This is a genomic window from Streptomyces sannanensis (assembly GCF_039536205.1).
Lineage (GTDB): Bacteria > Actinomycetota > Actinomycetes > Streptomycetales > Streptomycetaceae > Streptomyces > Streptomyces sannanensis.
The window spans coordinates 470488-485020 of the sequence record NZ_BAAAYL010000001.1 but is presented as its reverse complement, the minus strand read 5'-3'; the positions used below and the strand labels follow the sequence as shown (position 1 = coordinate 485020).

At 68.2% G+C, this 14533-nt stretch carries 14 protein-coding genes and 2 pseudogenes; 5 read left to right on the top strand and 11 right to left on the bottom strand.

Annotated features, from left to right (window positions below; translation table 11 throughout):
* Positions 1-187: 187 nt before the first annotated feature.
* Together ABD858_RS02205 and ABD858_RS02200 are read right to left on the bottom strand one after the other, a co-directional pair.
* Positions 188-2131, bottom strand: a complete 1944-nt coding sequence (locus ABD858_RS02205; protein ID WP_345034158.1) for an APC family permease — start codon at positions 2129-2131, stop codon at positions 188-190.
* Between the two features lie 272 nt (positions 2132-2403).
* Positions 2404-2563 (bottom strand): annotated as a pseudogene (locus ABD858_RS02200) (pirin family protein); the annotation flags it as partial.
* A gap of 127 nt (positions 2564-2690) precedes the next feature.
* On the opposite strand from ABD858_RS02200, the gene ABD858_RS02195 reads away from it, so the two are divergent.
* Positions 2691-3179 carry a carboxymuconolactone decarboxylase family protein gene (locus ABD858_RS02195; protein ID WP_345034157.1) on the top strand — a complete coding sequence of 163 codons (489 nt, stop codon included), beginning with the start codon at positions 2691-2693 and terminating at the stop codon, positions 3177-3179.
* A 590-nt stretch (positions 3180-3769) separates the two neighbouring features.
* On the opposite strand, the gene ABD858_RS02190 is transcribed toward ABD858_RS02195, so the two are convergent.
* The 3 genes from ABD858_RS02190 to ABD858_RS02180 all read right to left on the bottom strand — a co-directional run bounded on the left by ABD858_RS02190 (position 3770) and on the right by ABD858_RS02180 (position 5136).
* The gene (locus ABD858_RS02190; RefSeq protein ID WP_345044216.1) at positions 3770-4342 is read right to left on the bottom strand and encodes a hypothetical protein; all 573 of its coding nucleotides are present in this window, start codon (positions 4340-4342) and stop codon (positions 3770-3772) included.
* A 5-nt stretch (positions 4343-4347) separates the two neighbouring features.
* The gene (locus tag ABD858_RS02185; RefSeq protein WP_425586135.1) at positions 4348-4623 is read right to left on the bottom strand and encodes an SHOCT domain-containing protein; all 276 of its coding nucleotides are present in this window, start codon (positions 4621-4623) and stop codon (positions 4348-4350) included.
* Positions 4624-4758: 135 nt separating this feature from the next.
* Positions 4759-5136, bottom strand: a complete 378-nt coding sequence (locus ABD858_RS02180; RefSeq protein ID WP_345034156.1) for an Hsp20/alpha crystallin family protein — start codon at positions 5134-5136, stop codon at positions 4759-4761.
* A gap of 231 nt (positions 5137-5367) precedes the next feature.
* On the opposite strand from ABD858_RS02180, the gene ABD858_RS02175 reads away from it, so the two are divergent.
* Entirely contained in the window at positions 5368-6249 is an 882-nt protein-coding gene (locus ABD858_RS02175) for a universal stress protein (protein ID WP_345034153.1), read from the top strand.
* A 6-nt stretch (positions 6250-6255) separates the two neighbouring features.
* On the opposite strand, the gene ABD858_RS02170 is transcribed toward ABD858_RS02175, so the two are convergent.
* The 3 genes and pseudogenes from ABD858_RS02170 to ABD858_RS02160 form a co-directional block, all read right to left on the bottom strand.
* Positions 6256-6555: a dsRBD fold-containing protein gene (locus tag ABD858_RS02170; protein ID WP_345034150.1), complete on the bottom strand. Its 300-nt coding sequence runs from the start codon at positions 6553-6555 to the stop codon at positions 6256-6258.
* A 292-nt stretch (positions 6556-6847) separates the two neighbouring features.
* Positions 6848-7312 carry a hydrogenase maturation protease gene (locus ABD858_RS02165; RefSeq protein ID WP_345034149.1) on the bottom strand — a complete coding sequence of 155 codons (465 nt, stop codon included), beginning with the start codon at positions 7310-7312 and terminating at the stop codon, positions 6848-6850.
* Positions 7309-7857: pseudogene (locus ABD858_RS02160) on the bottom strand (nickel-dependent hydrogenase large subunit); the annotation flags it as partial. The gene ABD858_RS02165 and the pseudogene ABD858_RS02160, both read right to left, overlap by 4 nt.
* A gap of 189 nt (positions 7858-8046) precedes the next feature.
* On the opposite strand from ABD858_RS02160, the gene ABD858_RS02155 reads away from it, so the two are divergent.
* Positions 8047-8331: a DUF1540 domain-containing protein gene (locus ABD858_RS02155; protein ID WP_345034147.1), complete on the top strand. Its 285-nt coding sequence runs from the start codon at positions 8047-8049 to the stop codon at positions 8329-8331.
* Between the two features lie 123 nt (positions 8332-8454).
* On the opposite strand, the gene ABD858_RS02150 is transcribed toward ABD858_RS02155, so the two are convergent.
* A complete protein-coding gene (locus tag ABD858_RS02150; protein WP_345034145.1) occupies positions 8455-10395 on the bottom strand; it encodes a multicopper oxidase family protein in 1941 nt (646 codons plus the stop codon).
* Between the two features lie 262 nt (positions 10396-10657).
* Positions 10658-10783: a hypothetical protein gene (locus ABD858_RS02145; RefSeq protein WP_345034142.1), complete on the bottom strand. Its 126-nt coding sequence runs from the start codon at positions 10781-10783 to the stop codon at positions 10658-10660.
* A gap of 154 nt (positions 10784-10937) precedes the next feature.
* Between ABD858_RS02145 and ABD858_RS02140 the strand changes: the two genes are divergently transcribed.
* Together ABD858_RS02140 and ABD858_RS02135 are read left to right on the top strand one after the other, a co-directional pair.
* Positions 10938-11612, top strand: a complete 675-nt coding sequence (locus tag ABD858_RS02140) for a CBS domain-containing protein (protein WP_345034139.1) — start codon at positions 10938-10940, stop codon at positions 11610-11612.
* A gap of 378 nt (positions 11613-11990) precedes the next feature.
* Complete coding sequence (locus tag ABD858_RS02135) at positions 11991-13271, top strand: MFS transporter (protein WP_345034137.1); 1281 nt, start codon at positions 11991-11993, stop codon at positions 13269-13271.
* Positions 13272-13746: 475 nt separating this feature from the next.
* On the opposite strand, the gene istB is transcribed toward ABD858_RS02135, so the two are convergent.
* Positions 13747-14511 carry an IS21-like element helper ATPase IstB gene (gene istB / locus ABD858_RS02130; RefSeq protein ID WP_425586302.1) on the bottom strand — a complete coding sequence of 255 codons (765 nt, stop codon included), beginning with the start codon at positions 14509-14511 and terminating at the stop codon, positions 13747-13749.
* Positions 14512-14533: the final 22 nt, after the last annotated feature.

The window sequence follows — 14533 nt, the reverse complement described above, 5'->3', positions numbered from 1 at the left end:
GGCACGTCCTGAACGGCGAAGCCGGAGATGCCCTGTAAAGCCGTGCATATTCCATTTCTAACCGTTATGGGCTGTTGACTGCAGGGAGCGAGACGGTCGCCCGGCGATCGCGATCAGCGAGCCCCGCAGGTGCCCAGGACGTGGATACGACGCCGGGCCTCCGGCTGCCCGGCGCGGAGCACGTTCGTCAGCCGACGTGGATGTGCGGCCGTCGGGCGCGATCCGGTTCGGCCTCGCGGAGGACCTCACGGGTGACGGGCGCCACCTCTCCCTGGCCGAACAGGAAGAACCGCAGAAAGTTGGCGAGGGGATTGCCTTCGGTCCACTCGAAGTAGATGTGCGGTCGCTGACCGGTCTCGTCCCGTACGTGCAGCAGCAGTGCTGCGAGCGCGTTGGGGACGCTGGAACTCTCCAGGGTGAGGACGCGGTAGCGGTCGTGCATCACCTCGCCGTGTACCCGCAGCCCGGACTCGAACTCGGACGGGTCGAGGACAGTGACCTCGACGAACATGAGATCGTCCCCGTCCGGGACGTCGTTGTCCGCACGGATCTGCTTGATCTTCTCGCGGTACTCGGCCATGTCGCGACGGTCGGGCTCATTGGCGATGAAACGGATGGTGCGGCTGGCGGTGTCACGGATGAAACGCGCGGCCATGTCGTCGAAGGACACATCCGTCACCCGCAGCTCGAAGACCCGGGCCAGACGGGATGCAAGCGAAAGTCCCATGATGCCGGTGATGAAGCAGGCGCCGATCTTCACACCGTCGGGCCGCTCGACGATGTTCGCGGCCGTCGTGTAGACGAAGACCGCGGAGACGGCCCCGAAGGCGATGGTCCAGCCACGCTGCCCGGCCCGGCGCGCGGCGATGGTGACGGCGACCGCGGCCGATGTGATGAGAACCAGGACACCGGTGGCGTACGCGCCGCCCTGGGCGTCGACGTTCGCGTTGAAGATCCAGGTCACGAGGAAGGCGACCAAGGTGAAGACGATGACCATGGGGCGCACCGCACGCGCCCAGTGCGGAGCCATGCCGTAGCGGGGCAGATAGCGCGGCATCAGATTGAGCAGGCCGGCCATGGCGGAGGCGCCCGCGAACCAGAGGATGAGGATGGTGGAGAAATCGTAGACCGTCCCGAACGCCGACCCCAGGTACTCGTGGGCCAGATAGGCGAGGGCACGCCCATTGGCCCGGCCACCGGATTCGAACTCCTTGGCCGGGATCAGCAGGGTGGTGATGAAACTGCTGCTGATCAGGAAGACACTCATGATGGCGGCAGCCGTGGTCAGCAGCTTCTTCGTCCCGCGAATACGGCCCACCGGCCTCTCCTCGGTGTCTCCCGGGGCACCCTCGATATGCGGCATGACTGCCACGCCGGTCTCGAATCCGGACAGACCCAGTGCGAGTTTGGGGAAGACCACCAGTGCCACGCCGATCATGAGCAGCGGATTCCCGTAGTCGGTGGTCAGTGCATGGGACCAGTCGGTGATCACGTTTGGTGCGGTGATGACATGCCACAGCCCTACGGACACCACGACGGCGTTCAGCGCGAGATACGACGCCACCAGCACCACCGCCAGCCCGATGGCCTCACCGAAACCCTTGAGGAACACGCCGCCGAGCAGCGCGATCAACAAGAGCGTGATCGGGACATGATGGCCCTTCAAGACACTTGTGAAGTGCGGGTTCTCCACCAGATGCGCCGTGGCGTCCGCCGCCGACAGGGTGATCGTGATCAGGAAGTCCGTCGCGGCGAAGCCCAGCAGCGTCAGTACGAACAGCTTGCCCTTCCAGAACGGCAGCAGCCGTTCCAGCATGGCGATCGAGCCCGCACCGTGCGGGCTCTCCTCGGACACCCGCCGGTACACCGGCAGCGCGCCCACCAGGGTCAGCACCACCAGCACGATGGTCGCGAGCGGCGACAGCAGGCCGGCGGCCAGTGCCGCGATGCCCGGCTGGTAGCCAAGGGTGGAGAAGTAGTCGAGCCCGGTCAGGCACATGACCCGCCACCATCGCTGTCCCTTGTGCACGGCGGGGGTCTCCGCATGCGGGCCCGGACGCTGCCTCGGCTCGGCGGTCAAGCCTTCGAGCAACCACGCGCGCAGGCGACTGGGTCGGGCGGGGACGGCCATTCGCGGTGCTCCCGTCGTACGGCAAAGATCCAGCCGTCGACTGAACGGCCGGGCAGGCGTAAGGAACCGAATACCGGTCTCACGTAGGGTCTGCCACCCGGGCGGCCGTGACTCGCCGGGGGACGCGGCGACCTTGGGCTCTTCGTGTCCGCTTCCGTCCCTGCCACCCGACCGAGCGGCTTGCGCACAACTCCGCGCGCTTCCGGGCCAGAAGTGGTGCGCTCGAGTGCAACAGGCGACGGGAAGGCCGGCCCGGCGTGACGGCATTGGTGCAAGGTCCGGGCGCGCTGCGGCAATGCACGGCGTACGGTCATTGCTCGTGGGCCGCCCAGCGGGACGTCACGCGGGGAGGAGGATGTCGACTCTCCACCCGGCGTCGCTCCCCGGTGCTCCGCAGCGCGGTCCGGCGGCTTCCACTTCGACGTTGCTCATCATGCATCGCCTCCCGACGACGAAATGATTTCATTTTCAACATAAGTTGTTCGATCGTAGGCTGATCGAGCCGACCGGCACACGGTGAGCACACACGATCTGGAAGCAGCCCCGAAGGAGTCCCACATTGAACATCGGCGCAACGGATTCGAAAGCCCCGCGGATTTTCATCGACAAGCGGAGCCCGAAGGCCTACCACGCACTCGTGCAGACGTCCGAAGCGGTTCGTGCGGTCGCCGCCGAGGCCGGGCTCGACCACGTCGTCGTGGAGCTGATCAACATGCGCGTGTCGCAGATCAACGGCTGCGCCTACTGCCTCGACGTACACACCAGGGCGGCGCTGCGCGCGGGCGAGAGCACGCGGCGGCTGGGGGTGCTGGCCGCCTGGCGGGACACGGAACTGTTCACGCCGCGGGAGCGCGCGGCGCTCGCTCTGGCCGAGGTGACCACCGACACCGCCGACCGCGACGCGCACCAGGCCGCCTACGACACCGCCCGTCAGGTGTTGACCGAGGACGAGGTGTCCGCGGTGATCTGGGTGGCGATCACCATCGGCGCCTTCAACCGGGTCTCCATCATGAGCAGGCATCCCGTCCGCGGGATCCCCCGGCAGTGACGGCACGGGGCGCGCACCCGGTGGCCGCTCGGCCCGGCCAGGTGCCCCTCATCAGGAACGACGGGCCTTGATGCGCTGTCGCAGACCTGATCCGTGACGCGGTGCGCGCGACGAGCTGACCCGAGGGGCCGGGTGCGGCCGCGCGGACGATCTTCCGTACGTGCGTCCCGCGCCAAGGTCGTCGCGCCGCCGCACCGGACCCCGATGGAGCAGGAGACCGACGCCATCGCGCGAGCCATCTGCTCCATGACCGCGCAGATGTACGGCACTTGAGGCTCGATGGGATGCACCGCGTCCGACGACGAGACATCGCAGTCCCGGTTGCCGCGGCCGGGGCGGCGGTCTGCGCCGCCGTGACCGAGCGGCCCTGCTCGGTGGGGGAGACCGGCGTCGCCCGACGGTCCATGGGGTTCCCTTCGCGCGCGATCAGTCCGTCGGCCTGAAGCGCATCCAGTAGGCCGGTCACTGGAACGGTTTCCGGTTTCTCACACCCTGGCGGCCGTCGCAGGTAGGCCGGGCGCTCGGAGAGCGAGACCACGCCGTCCAGTTGTCCTGCGTTGCCTGGCGGCACATGGCGGATGGGGTCGCTCTCAGCGGCTGGTGACGTCGAGTTCGGCGTACATTCCGGCGGAGTAGTGACCGGGCAGGTTGCACACCAGCTCGTAGCGGCCCGGCCTCAGTGGCAGCGTGGTCCAGGACGTGGCACCGGGGGTGATGCCGGCCCCGGCCCCCGCACCGCAGCTGCGCGACGACTCGGCCAGGCTGCCCGACTCATCGATCCGTCCGCCGGAGCCCGTCGAACGTTGCCCAACAGCCTGTCCTCCCGGCAGCGGCAGCACCAGTAGTTCGTGCGTGCGGACTCCTGCGTTGAACACCCGCAGCGACACCGTGCCTGTCGCAACCGTGCCGGGGCTGACGAACAGCCGCATCGCGTCCGGCCGGTCGGGACCGCCCATCATCCCGGGACCCATGTCGGCCAAGGTGACAGCCACGACCTGGCCTTTCAGGGCGGGGGCCGCACAGCGCGCCCGCGGCGGGACCAGGCCCGCACGGGGCGTGCCGTGAAAGGCGCCGGTTGCAGCGAGCATCAGCGTGGTGGCGATACCGAGTATCACTGCGGCCGCGGCTCCCGCCACGATCAGCCACACGCCGTTGCGGCGCATCGCACTCACGGAGGCTCCCGCAGCAAGGCCCGGCGCCGTCTGTACTCGTCTTCGTCGATCTCCCCGCGAGCGAACCGCTCGGCGAGCAGTTCCTCGGCCCGCCTCTGCCCCCATCCCCGCTCATCGGCCGGGGCGGCCCGGCCGTCCCGCCGGGCGTCACCGACGTAGTGGACGACGGCGACGATACCGGCGATCACCAGCCCCCAGAACACGACCATCATCACGGCCATCACGAACCAGCCGCCCCACCCCCATCCGCCGTCGTACCACATCATCGTCATCGCCTCTCCTCGCGGAGTCTGCTCAGCCGGCGGGCAGGCCATCGGCCCCCATGTACCAGGGTGGGCGCCGGCTGCTTTCCGCCCACTGGGGCCTCGGCCCGGCGCCTGGTCAGTCGGGCCGCGGCGTGCAGCCGGTCAGGACTGGGGGGTGACCTCGACATGGCGCGGCTTCGCGGCCTGTGCCTTGGGCATGGTCACTGTGAGTACCCCGTCGGCCAGGGTCGCGCTGACGTCGAAGGACTTCACTTCGGTGGGCAGCAGCGCCCGGTACTCGAAGCACCCGGAGCGGCGAGTGCTCCGGCGCAGGGTGCCCGAACGTTCGCCCTCCTTCAACTCGCCGGTAATGGTCAGCTCCCGTTCGCCTACCTCGACATCGATATCCTCGCGCTTGATGCCGGGCAATTCGCACTCGACTACGTAGGCGTCATCGGTCTCGCGCACATCGGCCAGCGGCGCCCAGGCCATCGCCTCGCCCATGGCGGGCATGGCGGCCGACTCCAACAGCCGGCTCATGCGGTCGAACAACTCATCGAACTCGGCCGATACCGGCGCAGGCCAACCCGGGAACCCCCGCTCCAGCAGTCGGCCTGGACGGTGTCGCACGGGCAGGGTCATCGCGGCTCACCTCCGCTGAGAAGAAAAGGGATATTTGACGCACTTCCATTCTGCGTGGCGTACACCTGCCCGGCGAGGCCTGCGGACCCAATGAAGCCGACCGCGACCGGTGACCGGTGAGGAGGTCCCATGGACGCACACACCGCGGAGAGCCCGGCGGACGGGCCGGTGGTGGTGGGCACCGACGGTTCACCCGACGCCGTACCGGCGGTCAAGTGGGCCGCTCGGGAGGCGGCTGCCCGCAGCCAGCCCCTGCACATCGTGCACGCCACCGGCATCGATGCCTGGGGCGGAAACCTGGCCCCCGACACCATCCGCCTCGTCCACGACGCGGCGCACCTCATCGTGGACGAAGCGGCCGAGCATGCCCGCGGGCAGGTGCCAGACCTGCGGGTCACCACCACTGTCAGCGGGGACCGCCCCGACACGAGCCTGCTGGGGACGGCGGGCGACACCGCGACCATCGTCGTGGGCTCCCGTGGCCTCAGCGGATTCCCCGCCCTCCTGCTGGGCTCGGTCAGTCTCAAGGTGGCGAGTCACGCGAGAGGACCCGTGGTCGTGGTCCGCGGTACGGAACAGCCACCGAGGGGAGTCGTCCTCGCGGGCCTGCGGGACGAACGGGATCTCGAGGTCGCGCGCTGCGCGGGGCGCACCGCCGCCCGCCGCAAGGCGGCCTTGCACCTGGTGACCGCGTGGACACTCCCCCAGTACCTGGAGAGCGTGGCACTCATCGCCGACGAGGCGCGAGCGCGCGCGGGGGAGCAGGCCACCGCAGGCGCGGGAGGTGTCGTCGAATCCGTCCGACGGGAGTTCCCGGACGTTGACATCAGCGACGAGGTGAAAACGGAGCGGTCCCCCGCCAACGTGCTGGTCGAAGCCTCTTCCCATGCCGATCTCCTGGTGGTGGGCGCCAGGGGGCCTGCGCATTCGATCGGCGCACTGATGGGACGCGTCACCCCTGCCGTCCTGCACCATGCGCACTGCCCAGTGGCTGTCATTCCCCGCGGATGAAGGCGCTCACGGTGTCCACCATGCGCTGTTCTCCCAGTGGTCGGACTCCATGTCCTCGATGTCGGCGGCCGCTGCGCGGATCAGACACTGCCCCAGTGATACCAGCGCTCGCTCAGCGGTGAGTTCGTCGCCGATCTCGGGCACCGGCCCGTCTTGCGGGCTGTCATGCGCCTCGGCGTGGCCTTGGAGAATGTCGCCGGTGTCCAGGACGACCCGAGCCACGGTGCCCGAGCCCTCCCTGAAGAGGGACAGCGCCGGCTTCCACTCCTTGGTGGCCCGGCGTTCGTCTTCAGCGGTTCCGGTCATAGTTCCCGTCTCCCTACGGGCCGAACGAGCTGCGCCGGCGCGGCATTCCACCAGCGGGACGACGGGGGTCCCCGAGGGGCGGTGTACGTTCACGGGCGTGGTTCCCGGCCGGCATCACCAGGCGCGGGTGAGCGCGTTGCACAGGTCGTAGGCCGTGACGTTCAGGCGAGCACGATCACCACCACTCCCCACAGAACCGAGCCAGGGGCGGGGCGTATGCCAGAACCAGGCAGTCCGCCGTGCCGACGATCGGTACGGCCCTGGTGGGGGCGGCCGCCGCAGGAATCGAGGATCAGGCCCGCGCGGTACGGACGGTGTCGGCGGCCAGGCGGGTCAGTTCCGGGAGCGCCGACCGGACCAGGGGGCTCAGCCCGGTGCCCAGGGTGAAATCCGCTCCTTCGACCGCATGCACCACGAGTTCGCGGGGCAGCCGGTCGAGGGCGGCGGCCAGAGCGATGGTTTCGCCGAGGCCGAGGGCATGGCTACTGGCGGAATCGCTTGCGTACCGGGCGGCGTCCTCGGCGCGCAGTGTGTGCAGTCGTCCCGGGTGTCCGGGGTGCGCGTGCACCGCCTCCACGATGACTACGGTGTCCTGACGGCCCCACAGATCGAGCATCCGAGCGGGTTCGCCGTCGCTGACGGTCAGCGTGTCCGCGGGCACCTCGGCGGCGCGCAGTGCCTCGACCACGGCCGGGCCGACGCCGTCGTCGCGGCGGAACGGGTTGCCCACACCGATGACGACCACCCGGCCGGTCATGTGCGTTCCACGGTCAGGTCGAGGAAATGCTCCGAGCAGGAGATGCAGGGGTCGTGGTTGCGGATGGACCGCTCGCACAGTGCGGTCGGCTCCTCGTCGGTGGCGGGGGTGCCGGGCCGGTCCAGCCGTGATTGCACCAGCCGGCGGAGATCCTCCTCGATGGCGGCCTGGTTCTGGGCCGTGGGGGGCACGATGCGGGCGGCGGTGAGATTGCCCTCCGCATCCATGGCATAGCGGTGGAAGAGGAGTCCGCGTGGGGCTTCGGTCGCCCCGAAGCCGGTGCTCTCCCTCGGCGGGGCGGCGACATACGGCCCGGACGGTGGCCGGTACGCGTCGATGATCCGCAGCGCCTCCTCGATCGCGTGGACCACCTCGACCGCGCGGACCACGATGCTGCGGAACGGGTTGCGGCACACGGCGCCTCCGGCCGGATCGCCGAGGCCTGCCTGCCGCGCCGCGTCGGCCGCAGCCGAATGCAGCCACCGACCGCTGATCGCGTAACGGGCCAGGGAGCCGGTCAGAAAACGGCGGCCGTCGAGCGTGGACTGTCACTGTCCGACGCTCAGTCCGAGCCGACCTACTTCTGACGCACTCCTGCTCTTCGGGTGATTCCTGGCCCATCCAGCACGCCGTGTCGGGGGAGAGCCACAGCACCGTGAGGACTGAGCATTCGCGCGACACGCCAGTCCGCCACCGCTGAGTCCTGGCGCGTGCGCCAGATGCCAGGAGGCCCCATGGAGATGCCCTTCATCAACGAGTGCGCTGTGGAGTCGTGCTCGTACAACGTGGGCACCGCGTGCCACGCGCTGGCCATCACCGTCGGCGATCCTCCCCACGCGCCGTGCGACACGTTCTTCGTCACCTCGTCCAAGGGCGGTGATCCCGCCGCCGTCGGGCAGGTCCGGGCATGCAAGATGACCGGCTGTCGGCACAACACGCGTCTCGAATGCCAGGCACCGGGCATCTCCGTCGGCTCCGGCCAGGAGGATGCCCACTGTCTGACCTGCAACGCGTGCTGAGGAGCCGTCCGGTGAAGGGTTGCCCTCCTGGTATGTCGGCGTCGGCGCCTCCGCACGGGGCGAGACCGACGGTGGCGGTCATGGCCCGAGGCCCACTGCCGGCGGCGCGACCCCGGTGGGATGTCAGGCCGGCCCGACGCGAAAGGGCCGCATCATCTCGTTGTCCTCGTGCTCCAGTATGTGGCAGTGCCACATGTATCGGCCAGCCTGGCCGAAGCGCACCCTGACGCGGGTAATCGCATACGGATAAGCGAGCACTGTGTCCTTGAAACCGCGCTCCCATGCTTCCGGAGGCCGACGGCTGCCCGCCGGGATCTTTTGCCGGTCGACGATCTGGAACTGAACCTCATGGATGTGAATGGGGTGGGCATCCTTCGTCAGGTTGTGGATCTCCCAGATCTCCGTCGACCCCAGCGCGGGGTTCTCCGTGATGGGGTCGTCCCATCCCAGTGGTTGCGGCTTGCCATGCGGATCGAACGTGCCGAGCAGTACCTCGCGGGGGCCCACGTGCGGCAGCCGAGCAGACGCCAACTCGTTGAGCGAGACTCGCCGGGTGCGGTCGGCCGCGCCCAGTGGCTCGAATGGTGGCAGCGTGAGTTGTGAGGGAGGTGTTGACGTGTCTGCTGTGGCGAGCGGTTTGATCACGAATTTCATGACCTGCCCGGTGGTCATCGGGTCCGCCGCGGCGAAGTCCGTCCCGGCCGTGCCGCCCGCGAACGCGGCGTCCGGTCCCTCGTTGATCAGGTACAGCTCCGCACTGACCGGGAGGGAGGTGAAGTCGACAATGATGTCGGCGCGTTCGGCAGGCGCGAGCAGCAGCTCCTCACGCCGAACCGGTGCGGGCAGGAAGCCTCCCTCGCTTCCCAGCTGCCACAGAGCAAGCGCTGCCAATGCCGGCCTGCGCGTCACCGGGTCGCTGACGATCTTCAGGATCAGGGTGCGTGCATTGCAGCCGTTGAGAAGCCGGAACCGGTAGCGGCGCGGTTCCACGGGCAGTACCGGCCATGTCCTGCCGTTGGTGACCATCGCGTTGCCGAAGTACTCCGGGTTCCAGATCGGCGCGATGTCGCTGCCGGGCACATAAGGGCCCTTGAACTTGTCAAAGAGCGCTCGGCTCGTTGGATAGAACAGGCTTCCGTCCGTGCGGAACGAGCGGTCCTGGATGACGATCGGGATCTCGTGGTAACGCGTACCGGACGGGTCACCAGGCCTGGGTGCAGGCCCGGGCAGGATGCCTTCCTCAAGGTCGGACGGCCCGCCGCGAAGCAGGTAGAAGCCCGCCATACCGGCGTACACGTTCAGCCGGGTGATGCCCAGGGTGTGGTCATGGAACCACAGCGTGGCGGCCCGGCCGCGGTTGGCGTAGTGGAAGACGGCTTCCCCGGGGTCCCAAGGCACACCGAACCGCGCCGCGGACTTCGTCGCGAACTCTTCATAGAAGGATCCGACCCGTGCGTAGTCGCGGGGAATGCCGTGCGCGTCGGGCAGGTACCACGCCTCGGCGTAGCCGTCGCTCTCCTCTTCGTTCGCCCCTCCGTGCAGGTGGGTCACGATGGGCACCGGGCCTCTGTACGGTCCGGGTGTCGAGGTGAACGTGGGGCGTGAGTCCCGCCCCGGCGCCCCGCCCGGCGGGTTCGCCCAGTGGAGCGTGGGGTCGACCGGCAGCAGATGCGGCAGGTATCTGCCGTTCGCGTCCAGCAGCTGATTGACCCATCTGATCTGGACTGCCCGGCCGTACTCGGCCTCGATGGTGAAGGCGGGGTAGTGGAAGGTTTCCGGACGCCCGGTCGACCCGTATCCCCACACCGTTGTGGTCGGCCTGCCCGGGGGGAGCACCTGTTGCCGGAACTGCCGAACGCCGATCGTGTAGCTGTCCGCGCCGGCCCGGCCGTCCAGCGGCATGGCCGGAGGTATCACCAGCTCGGCGACGTACTTTTCTATTGCCGACGGATCAAGGACTCCTGTTTCCGCGAGCGCGGCCCGCGACGTTGCCTTCGTGGGAAGGAGAAAGAAAGACGTTCCGCCGACGACACCGATGTGAAGGACACGCCGTCTGCTGATCATGGGTCTCCTCCACACCTCGGATCAGGTCAGCGGGGAATTGCACGGCACCAGTGGCGACACAGCGATCTGCCGGCCACCCGCAATCATCCCATCAGCCCGGTGGCTGCGCATGACGGTGGCGACTGCAACCCCGGCCAGGACCGCCGGGCGTGGTCCGGCCCGGCTGCCGCCCGGCAACCCGGGTACCTTTGGGCGCGCCTTCCGCCACCGCTGCCGCGTCGTGGCGAGCGGCTTCAGGGCTTGTCGAGGGGAGGGGCCGTTGTCAGTAGTTGGGCGCCCCAAAGGAGTTGTTGGCCGGGCGTTGCCTACGGCCCGAGAACGGCTCGACCATGAAGATCGCGCGGTTCGCCTCCGTCCTGCGCCTCAGCCGGTCTACGCGAGCCTGCATGCCGGGTTCCCGCGCGTGGCACCTGCAGTCCTGAGACATTCAGCCCCCTGACGGGACCATTCGGCTCTGCCGTCGTAGGGGGCGTCGGCGGAAAGTGGGGGAAGGGGCAGCACCGAGCGGCCGCCGACATGCGGCAGCTGAAGGAGTGAGGGACATGCAGCATCGCACCATTTCAGAAGTCATGACGCGGAGAGTCGTGACGGCGCGCCCCGACTCCTCCTTCAAAGAAATCGCTCAGATGTTCGTCGACAACGAGGTCACGGCAGTTCCCGTCGTCGATGACCAAGGCCGTCCCCTTGGTGTTGTCTCCGAGGCGGATCTCCTCCGCAAGGCGGCCAGTCTCCCGGATCCCGAAGGGCGTTCACCCGGTCCGCGGCTCGATCCGCGTGACGTGGCTCGCGCCGCTGCCGAGACCGCCAAGGCCATGATGTCCGCTCCGGCAATCATCGCCAGACCCGAATGGAACATCGTCGAAACGGCCAGGGCGATGGATCGCAACAAGGTGAAGCGGCTTCCTGTGATCGACGAGGCCGGAAGGCTCGTCGGCATCGTCAGCCGCCGGGACCTGTTGCGGCCCTTCCTCCGCCGTGACGACGCCATCAGCGACGAGATCCATCACGAGGTGCTGGGCGAAACGCTGGGGCTCGCGCCGGGCACTGTGGAGGTAGCCGTACGTGACGGTGTGGTGACACTCTCCGGCAGGGTGGTGACGAGCGATCTGATCCCGATCATCGAGCGTCTGTGCCGCTCCGTCGACGGTGTGGTCGCCGTCCACCAGGCGATCGCGCACGAAGGTGAAAAGGACCCGCCCGCTTCTCACGGATCCTGATTGCTCGGTGCACAGCCGCCGGCCGCTCCGCAAGCACACCTGCCGTGGGACGAAGCCGGGGCCGAACAGTCCTCGCTCGGTCCCGGTCGACTCTGTCCGCGCCCTCGTCGCGCGCACTCGGACTACCTGAATGATTTTGGCGGGGTGAACGGGAGCCACTGCATCGGTGGGATTGGGAGCCACTTTGCTCCGTCCGTGACGAGGATGGATCCGTCACAGGTTCATGATCGTCAATGAGATCGGGAGCCACCCCTATCGGGTGATGCCAGTACCTGTTTCTGATCTCAGCTTTGAAGTGCGTCCGGTGGCGGCCTGATTACGGGGTGGAGGGTGATCCGATTCACTACGCTGAGCGCTTTCGCACCTCAGGAGGTTCGGTTGGTACGGCGGAGCACGCTCGGGCAGGACTTCCGGCGGCTGTGGGGCGCCTACGCGGTCAGCGCAGCGGGCAGCGCCGTCGGCATGGGGGTGTTGCCGCTGATCGCCCTTCTGGTGCTGGGTTCCTCGGCGTTCCAGGTTTCTGTGCTCGCTGCGTTGTCCGCGGTGGCCAGTGCGGTGATCGCTCTACCGCTCGGTGCGCGTATCGAGCATCAGTACAAGCGGCCGGTTATGATCACCGCCGACCTGGCACGCTGTGTGCTGCTGGCGAGCATTCCGGTCGCCATGGCTTTCGACAAGCTCACCTTCGCCCAGTTGTGTGTCGTCGGCGTTCTTCAGACGGCGGCGTCTGTCGCCTTCGACGCGGCGAGCGGGGCACACCTGAAGGCACTTGTCCTGCCCGAGCACCGCCTTCGTGCCAACAGCCACTTCGAGACAACCAACTGGATCAGCGTCAGCGCCGGCCCGCCCATCGGCGGGCTCCTGATCGGAGCACTGGGCGCGGCCGCCACCCTGGTGGTCGACGCACTGTCCTTCCTCGGATCAGCCCTGGGGATCCGTCGCATCCGGCAGCCAGAACCAGTGCCACCGGCCCGCGCCGCCACCGCTCACCTGGGCCGCGACATCGCGGCCGGCTGGCAATACCTCCTGCGCCACCCAGGACTGCGGCCGCTGTTCTTCAACGCCCTGCTCTTCGGCGGATCCATCATGATGGCCTCACCGCTGATGGCCGTCCTCATGCTGGAAGACCTCGAACTGGCACCGTGGCAATACGGACTTGCTCTGGGGCTGCCGTGCCTGGGCGGCGTGCTGGGCTCACGTCTGGCCCCGCTGCTCACCCGGCACTTCGGACAGCGTCGCATTCTGCTGCTGTCCGGTGTTGCGCGCACGCTCTGGACGATCCTCATGCCTCTGACGCCGTCCGGTGCCCTCGGCGTGTTCGTCATCGTGGCAGCCGACTTCGGCCTGCTTCTCTCCGCCGGGGTTTTCAATCCGTCTTTCACCACGTATCGGATGGCGGCCACACCGGACGCCTTCATGTCCCGCGTCAGCACCTCCTGGTCTGTCGGCTCGAAGACATGCCAGGCAGCCTTCATGATCATTGGTGGCCTCATCGGCGCCGCAGCCGGGGTCCGCGGCGCCCTGCTCATCGCCGGCCTGCTGTGCATGGCGAGCGCGCTGCTCCTGCCATGGCGAAAAGCACGCATCTCCACCGGGCATGTTCCAGCGCCCACGATGGAAGCGGTTCCGTCCCCGGCCACGGATAGTCCATCCACGTAGTGGTTTTGCCGGACTGCAGTGACGCGACTTTGTCGGGAGTGGGAGAAGTGATGCTTGGGACCGCAGTCCGGTGGGGCTGTGCCTGGAGGCAGTCGTGCGGCCCGATCGTTGCCGGGCACGGCCCGGTGGAGCGGTGCGCGATCAGTCAGGGAAGACCCAGAATTCGTCTGCACCCCGGTAGGCTCCCGCGGTCTCGAATGCTTGGCGGCCTGGAAGGGCCAGGATGGTGCGGATTGTTGCGCCGTGGTGGCAGTCGAGCAGGCCACCGCATCGGCGGGATCGGGAGCCATGGCATCGGTAGCCACCTCTAATGGGTGACGTCACGCTCGGGGGCGTGGAGTGTCCGCCGTGATTCGGCGGTGGATGGCGATAGCTTGTGTGTCACCGGGCCCTGTCGGTCCGTGTCCCTGACAGGCACGGTGCGAAAGGGCCCGGCTCCGTTTTCCGGCGAGTGTGCGGCCGGGGCGGCACGATGTCAGATCGAGCGTTCGTCGCAGGTGGCCTGGAGCCGGTAGGACTCGGTGCCGGTCTGGATCAGGCTGCAGCGGAACGTGATGCGGTCGGCGATGGCCGCGCAGAGCCGGCGGTCGCCGAAGGTCTTGTCCCACTCGGCGAACGGGGAGTTCGTGGCGACCGCGGTGGCCTTGCGTTCCTCGCGTTCGGTGAAGATCTGGAACAGCAGCTTGGCGCCCTTCTTGTCCAGGTTCGCGTAGCCGAACTCGTCCAGGCAGAGCAGGTCGACCTTGGTGTAGCGGGCCATGAGCGAGGACAGCCGTCTGGCCGCCTCGGCTTCGGCGAGCTCGTTCACCAGGGCCTGGGTGGTGATGTAGCGGACGGACAGTCCGGCCTCCGCGATCGCGGTACCGACGCCGATCAGTAGGTGGGACTTGCCAGTTCCGGAGTCACCGATCAGCACCAGCGGACGGCCCTCACGGACCCAGGACGTGGACTTCAGATCGGCGACGACTTCCGGGGAGACGTTGGGGTTCTTGTCGAAGTCGAAGTCCTCCAGCCGCTTGGGCCGGGGGAATTTCGCCGCGCGGACGAGCCTTTGCTGACGGCGGACGTCGCGGTCGGCGACCTCGGTCCGCAGCAGGTCCAGGAGGAACTGCTTGTAGGTCGACTGCTTGCGCCGGGCGTCGGCGGCCAGCTCCACGAACCGTTCACGGAACGCGGGAAGCCGCAGGTCCCGGCAAGCTTCGTCGATCGCCGCGTCCTCGGGATCGCCGGGCAGCGGCATCCTGGTGGGCGGGACCTGCTCG

Bases quoted from the DNA above. Each gene is read 5' to 3' on its own strand.
- ABD858_RS02205 (WP_345034158.1), bottom strand. From the start codon at position 2,131: ATGGCCGTCCCCGCCCGACCCAGTCGCCTGCGCGCGTGGTTGCTCGAA.
- ABD858_RS02190 (WP_345044216.1), bottom strand. From the start codon at position 4,342: ATGCGCCGCAACGGCGTGTGGCTGATCGTGGCGGGAGCCGCGGCCGCA.
- ABD858_RS02185 (WP_425586135.1), bottom strand. From the start codon at position 4,623: ATGACGATGATGTGGTACGACGGCGGATGGGGGTGGGGCGGCTGGTTC.
- ABD858_RS02180 (WP_345034156.1), bottom strand. From the start codon at position 5,136: ATGAGCCGGCTGTTGGAGTCGGCCGCCATGCCCGCCATGGGCGAGGCG.
- ABD858_RS02175 (WP_345034153.1), top strand. From the start codon at position 5,368: ATGGACGCACACACCGCGGAGAGCCCGGCGGACGGGCCGGTGGTGGTG.
- ABD858_RS02170 (WP_345034150.1), bottom strand. From the start codon at position 6,555: ATGACCGGAACCGCTGAAGACGAACGCCGGGCCACCAAGGAGTGGAAG.
- ABD858_RS02165 (WP_345034149.1), bottom strand. From the start codon at position 7,312: ATGACCGGCCGGGTGGTCGTCATCGGTGTGGGCAACCCGTTCCGCCGC.
- ABD858_RS02155 (WP_345034147.1), top strand. From the start codon at position 8,047: ATGGAGATGCCCTTCATCAACGAGTGCGCTGTGGAGTCGTGCTCGTAC.
- ABD858_RS02150 (WP_345034145.1), bottom strand. From the start codon at position 10,395: ATGATCAGCAGACGGCGTGTCCTTCACATCGGTGTCGTCGGCGGAACG.
- ABD858_RS02145 (WP_345034142.1), bottom strand. From the start codon at position 10,783: ATGCAGGCTCGCGTAGACCGGCTGAGGCGCAGGACGGAGGCGAACCGC.
- ABD858_RS02140 (WP_345034139.1), top strand. From the start codon at position 10,938: ATGCAGCATCGCACCATTTCAGAAGTCATGACGCGGAGAGTCGTGACG.
- istB (WP_425586302.1), bottom strand. From the start codon at position 14,511: ATGCCGCTGCCCGGCGATCCCGAGGACGCGGCGATCGACGAAGCTTGC.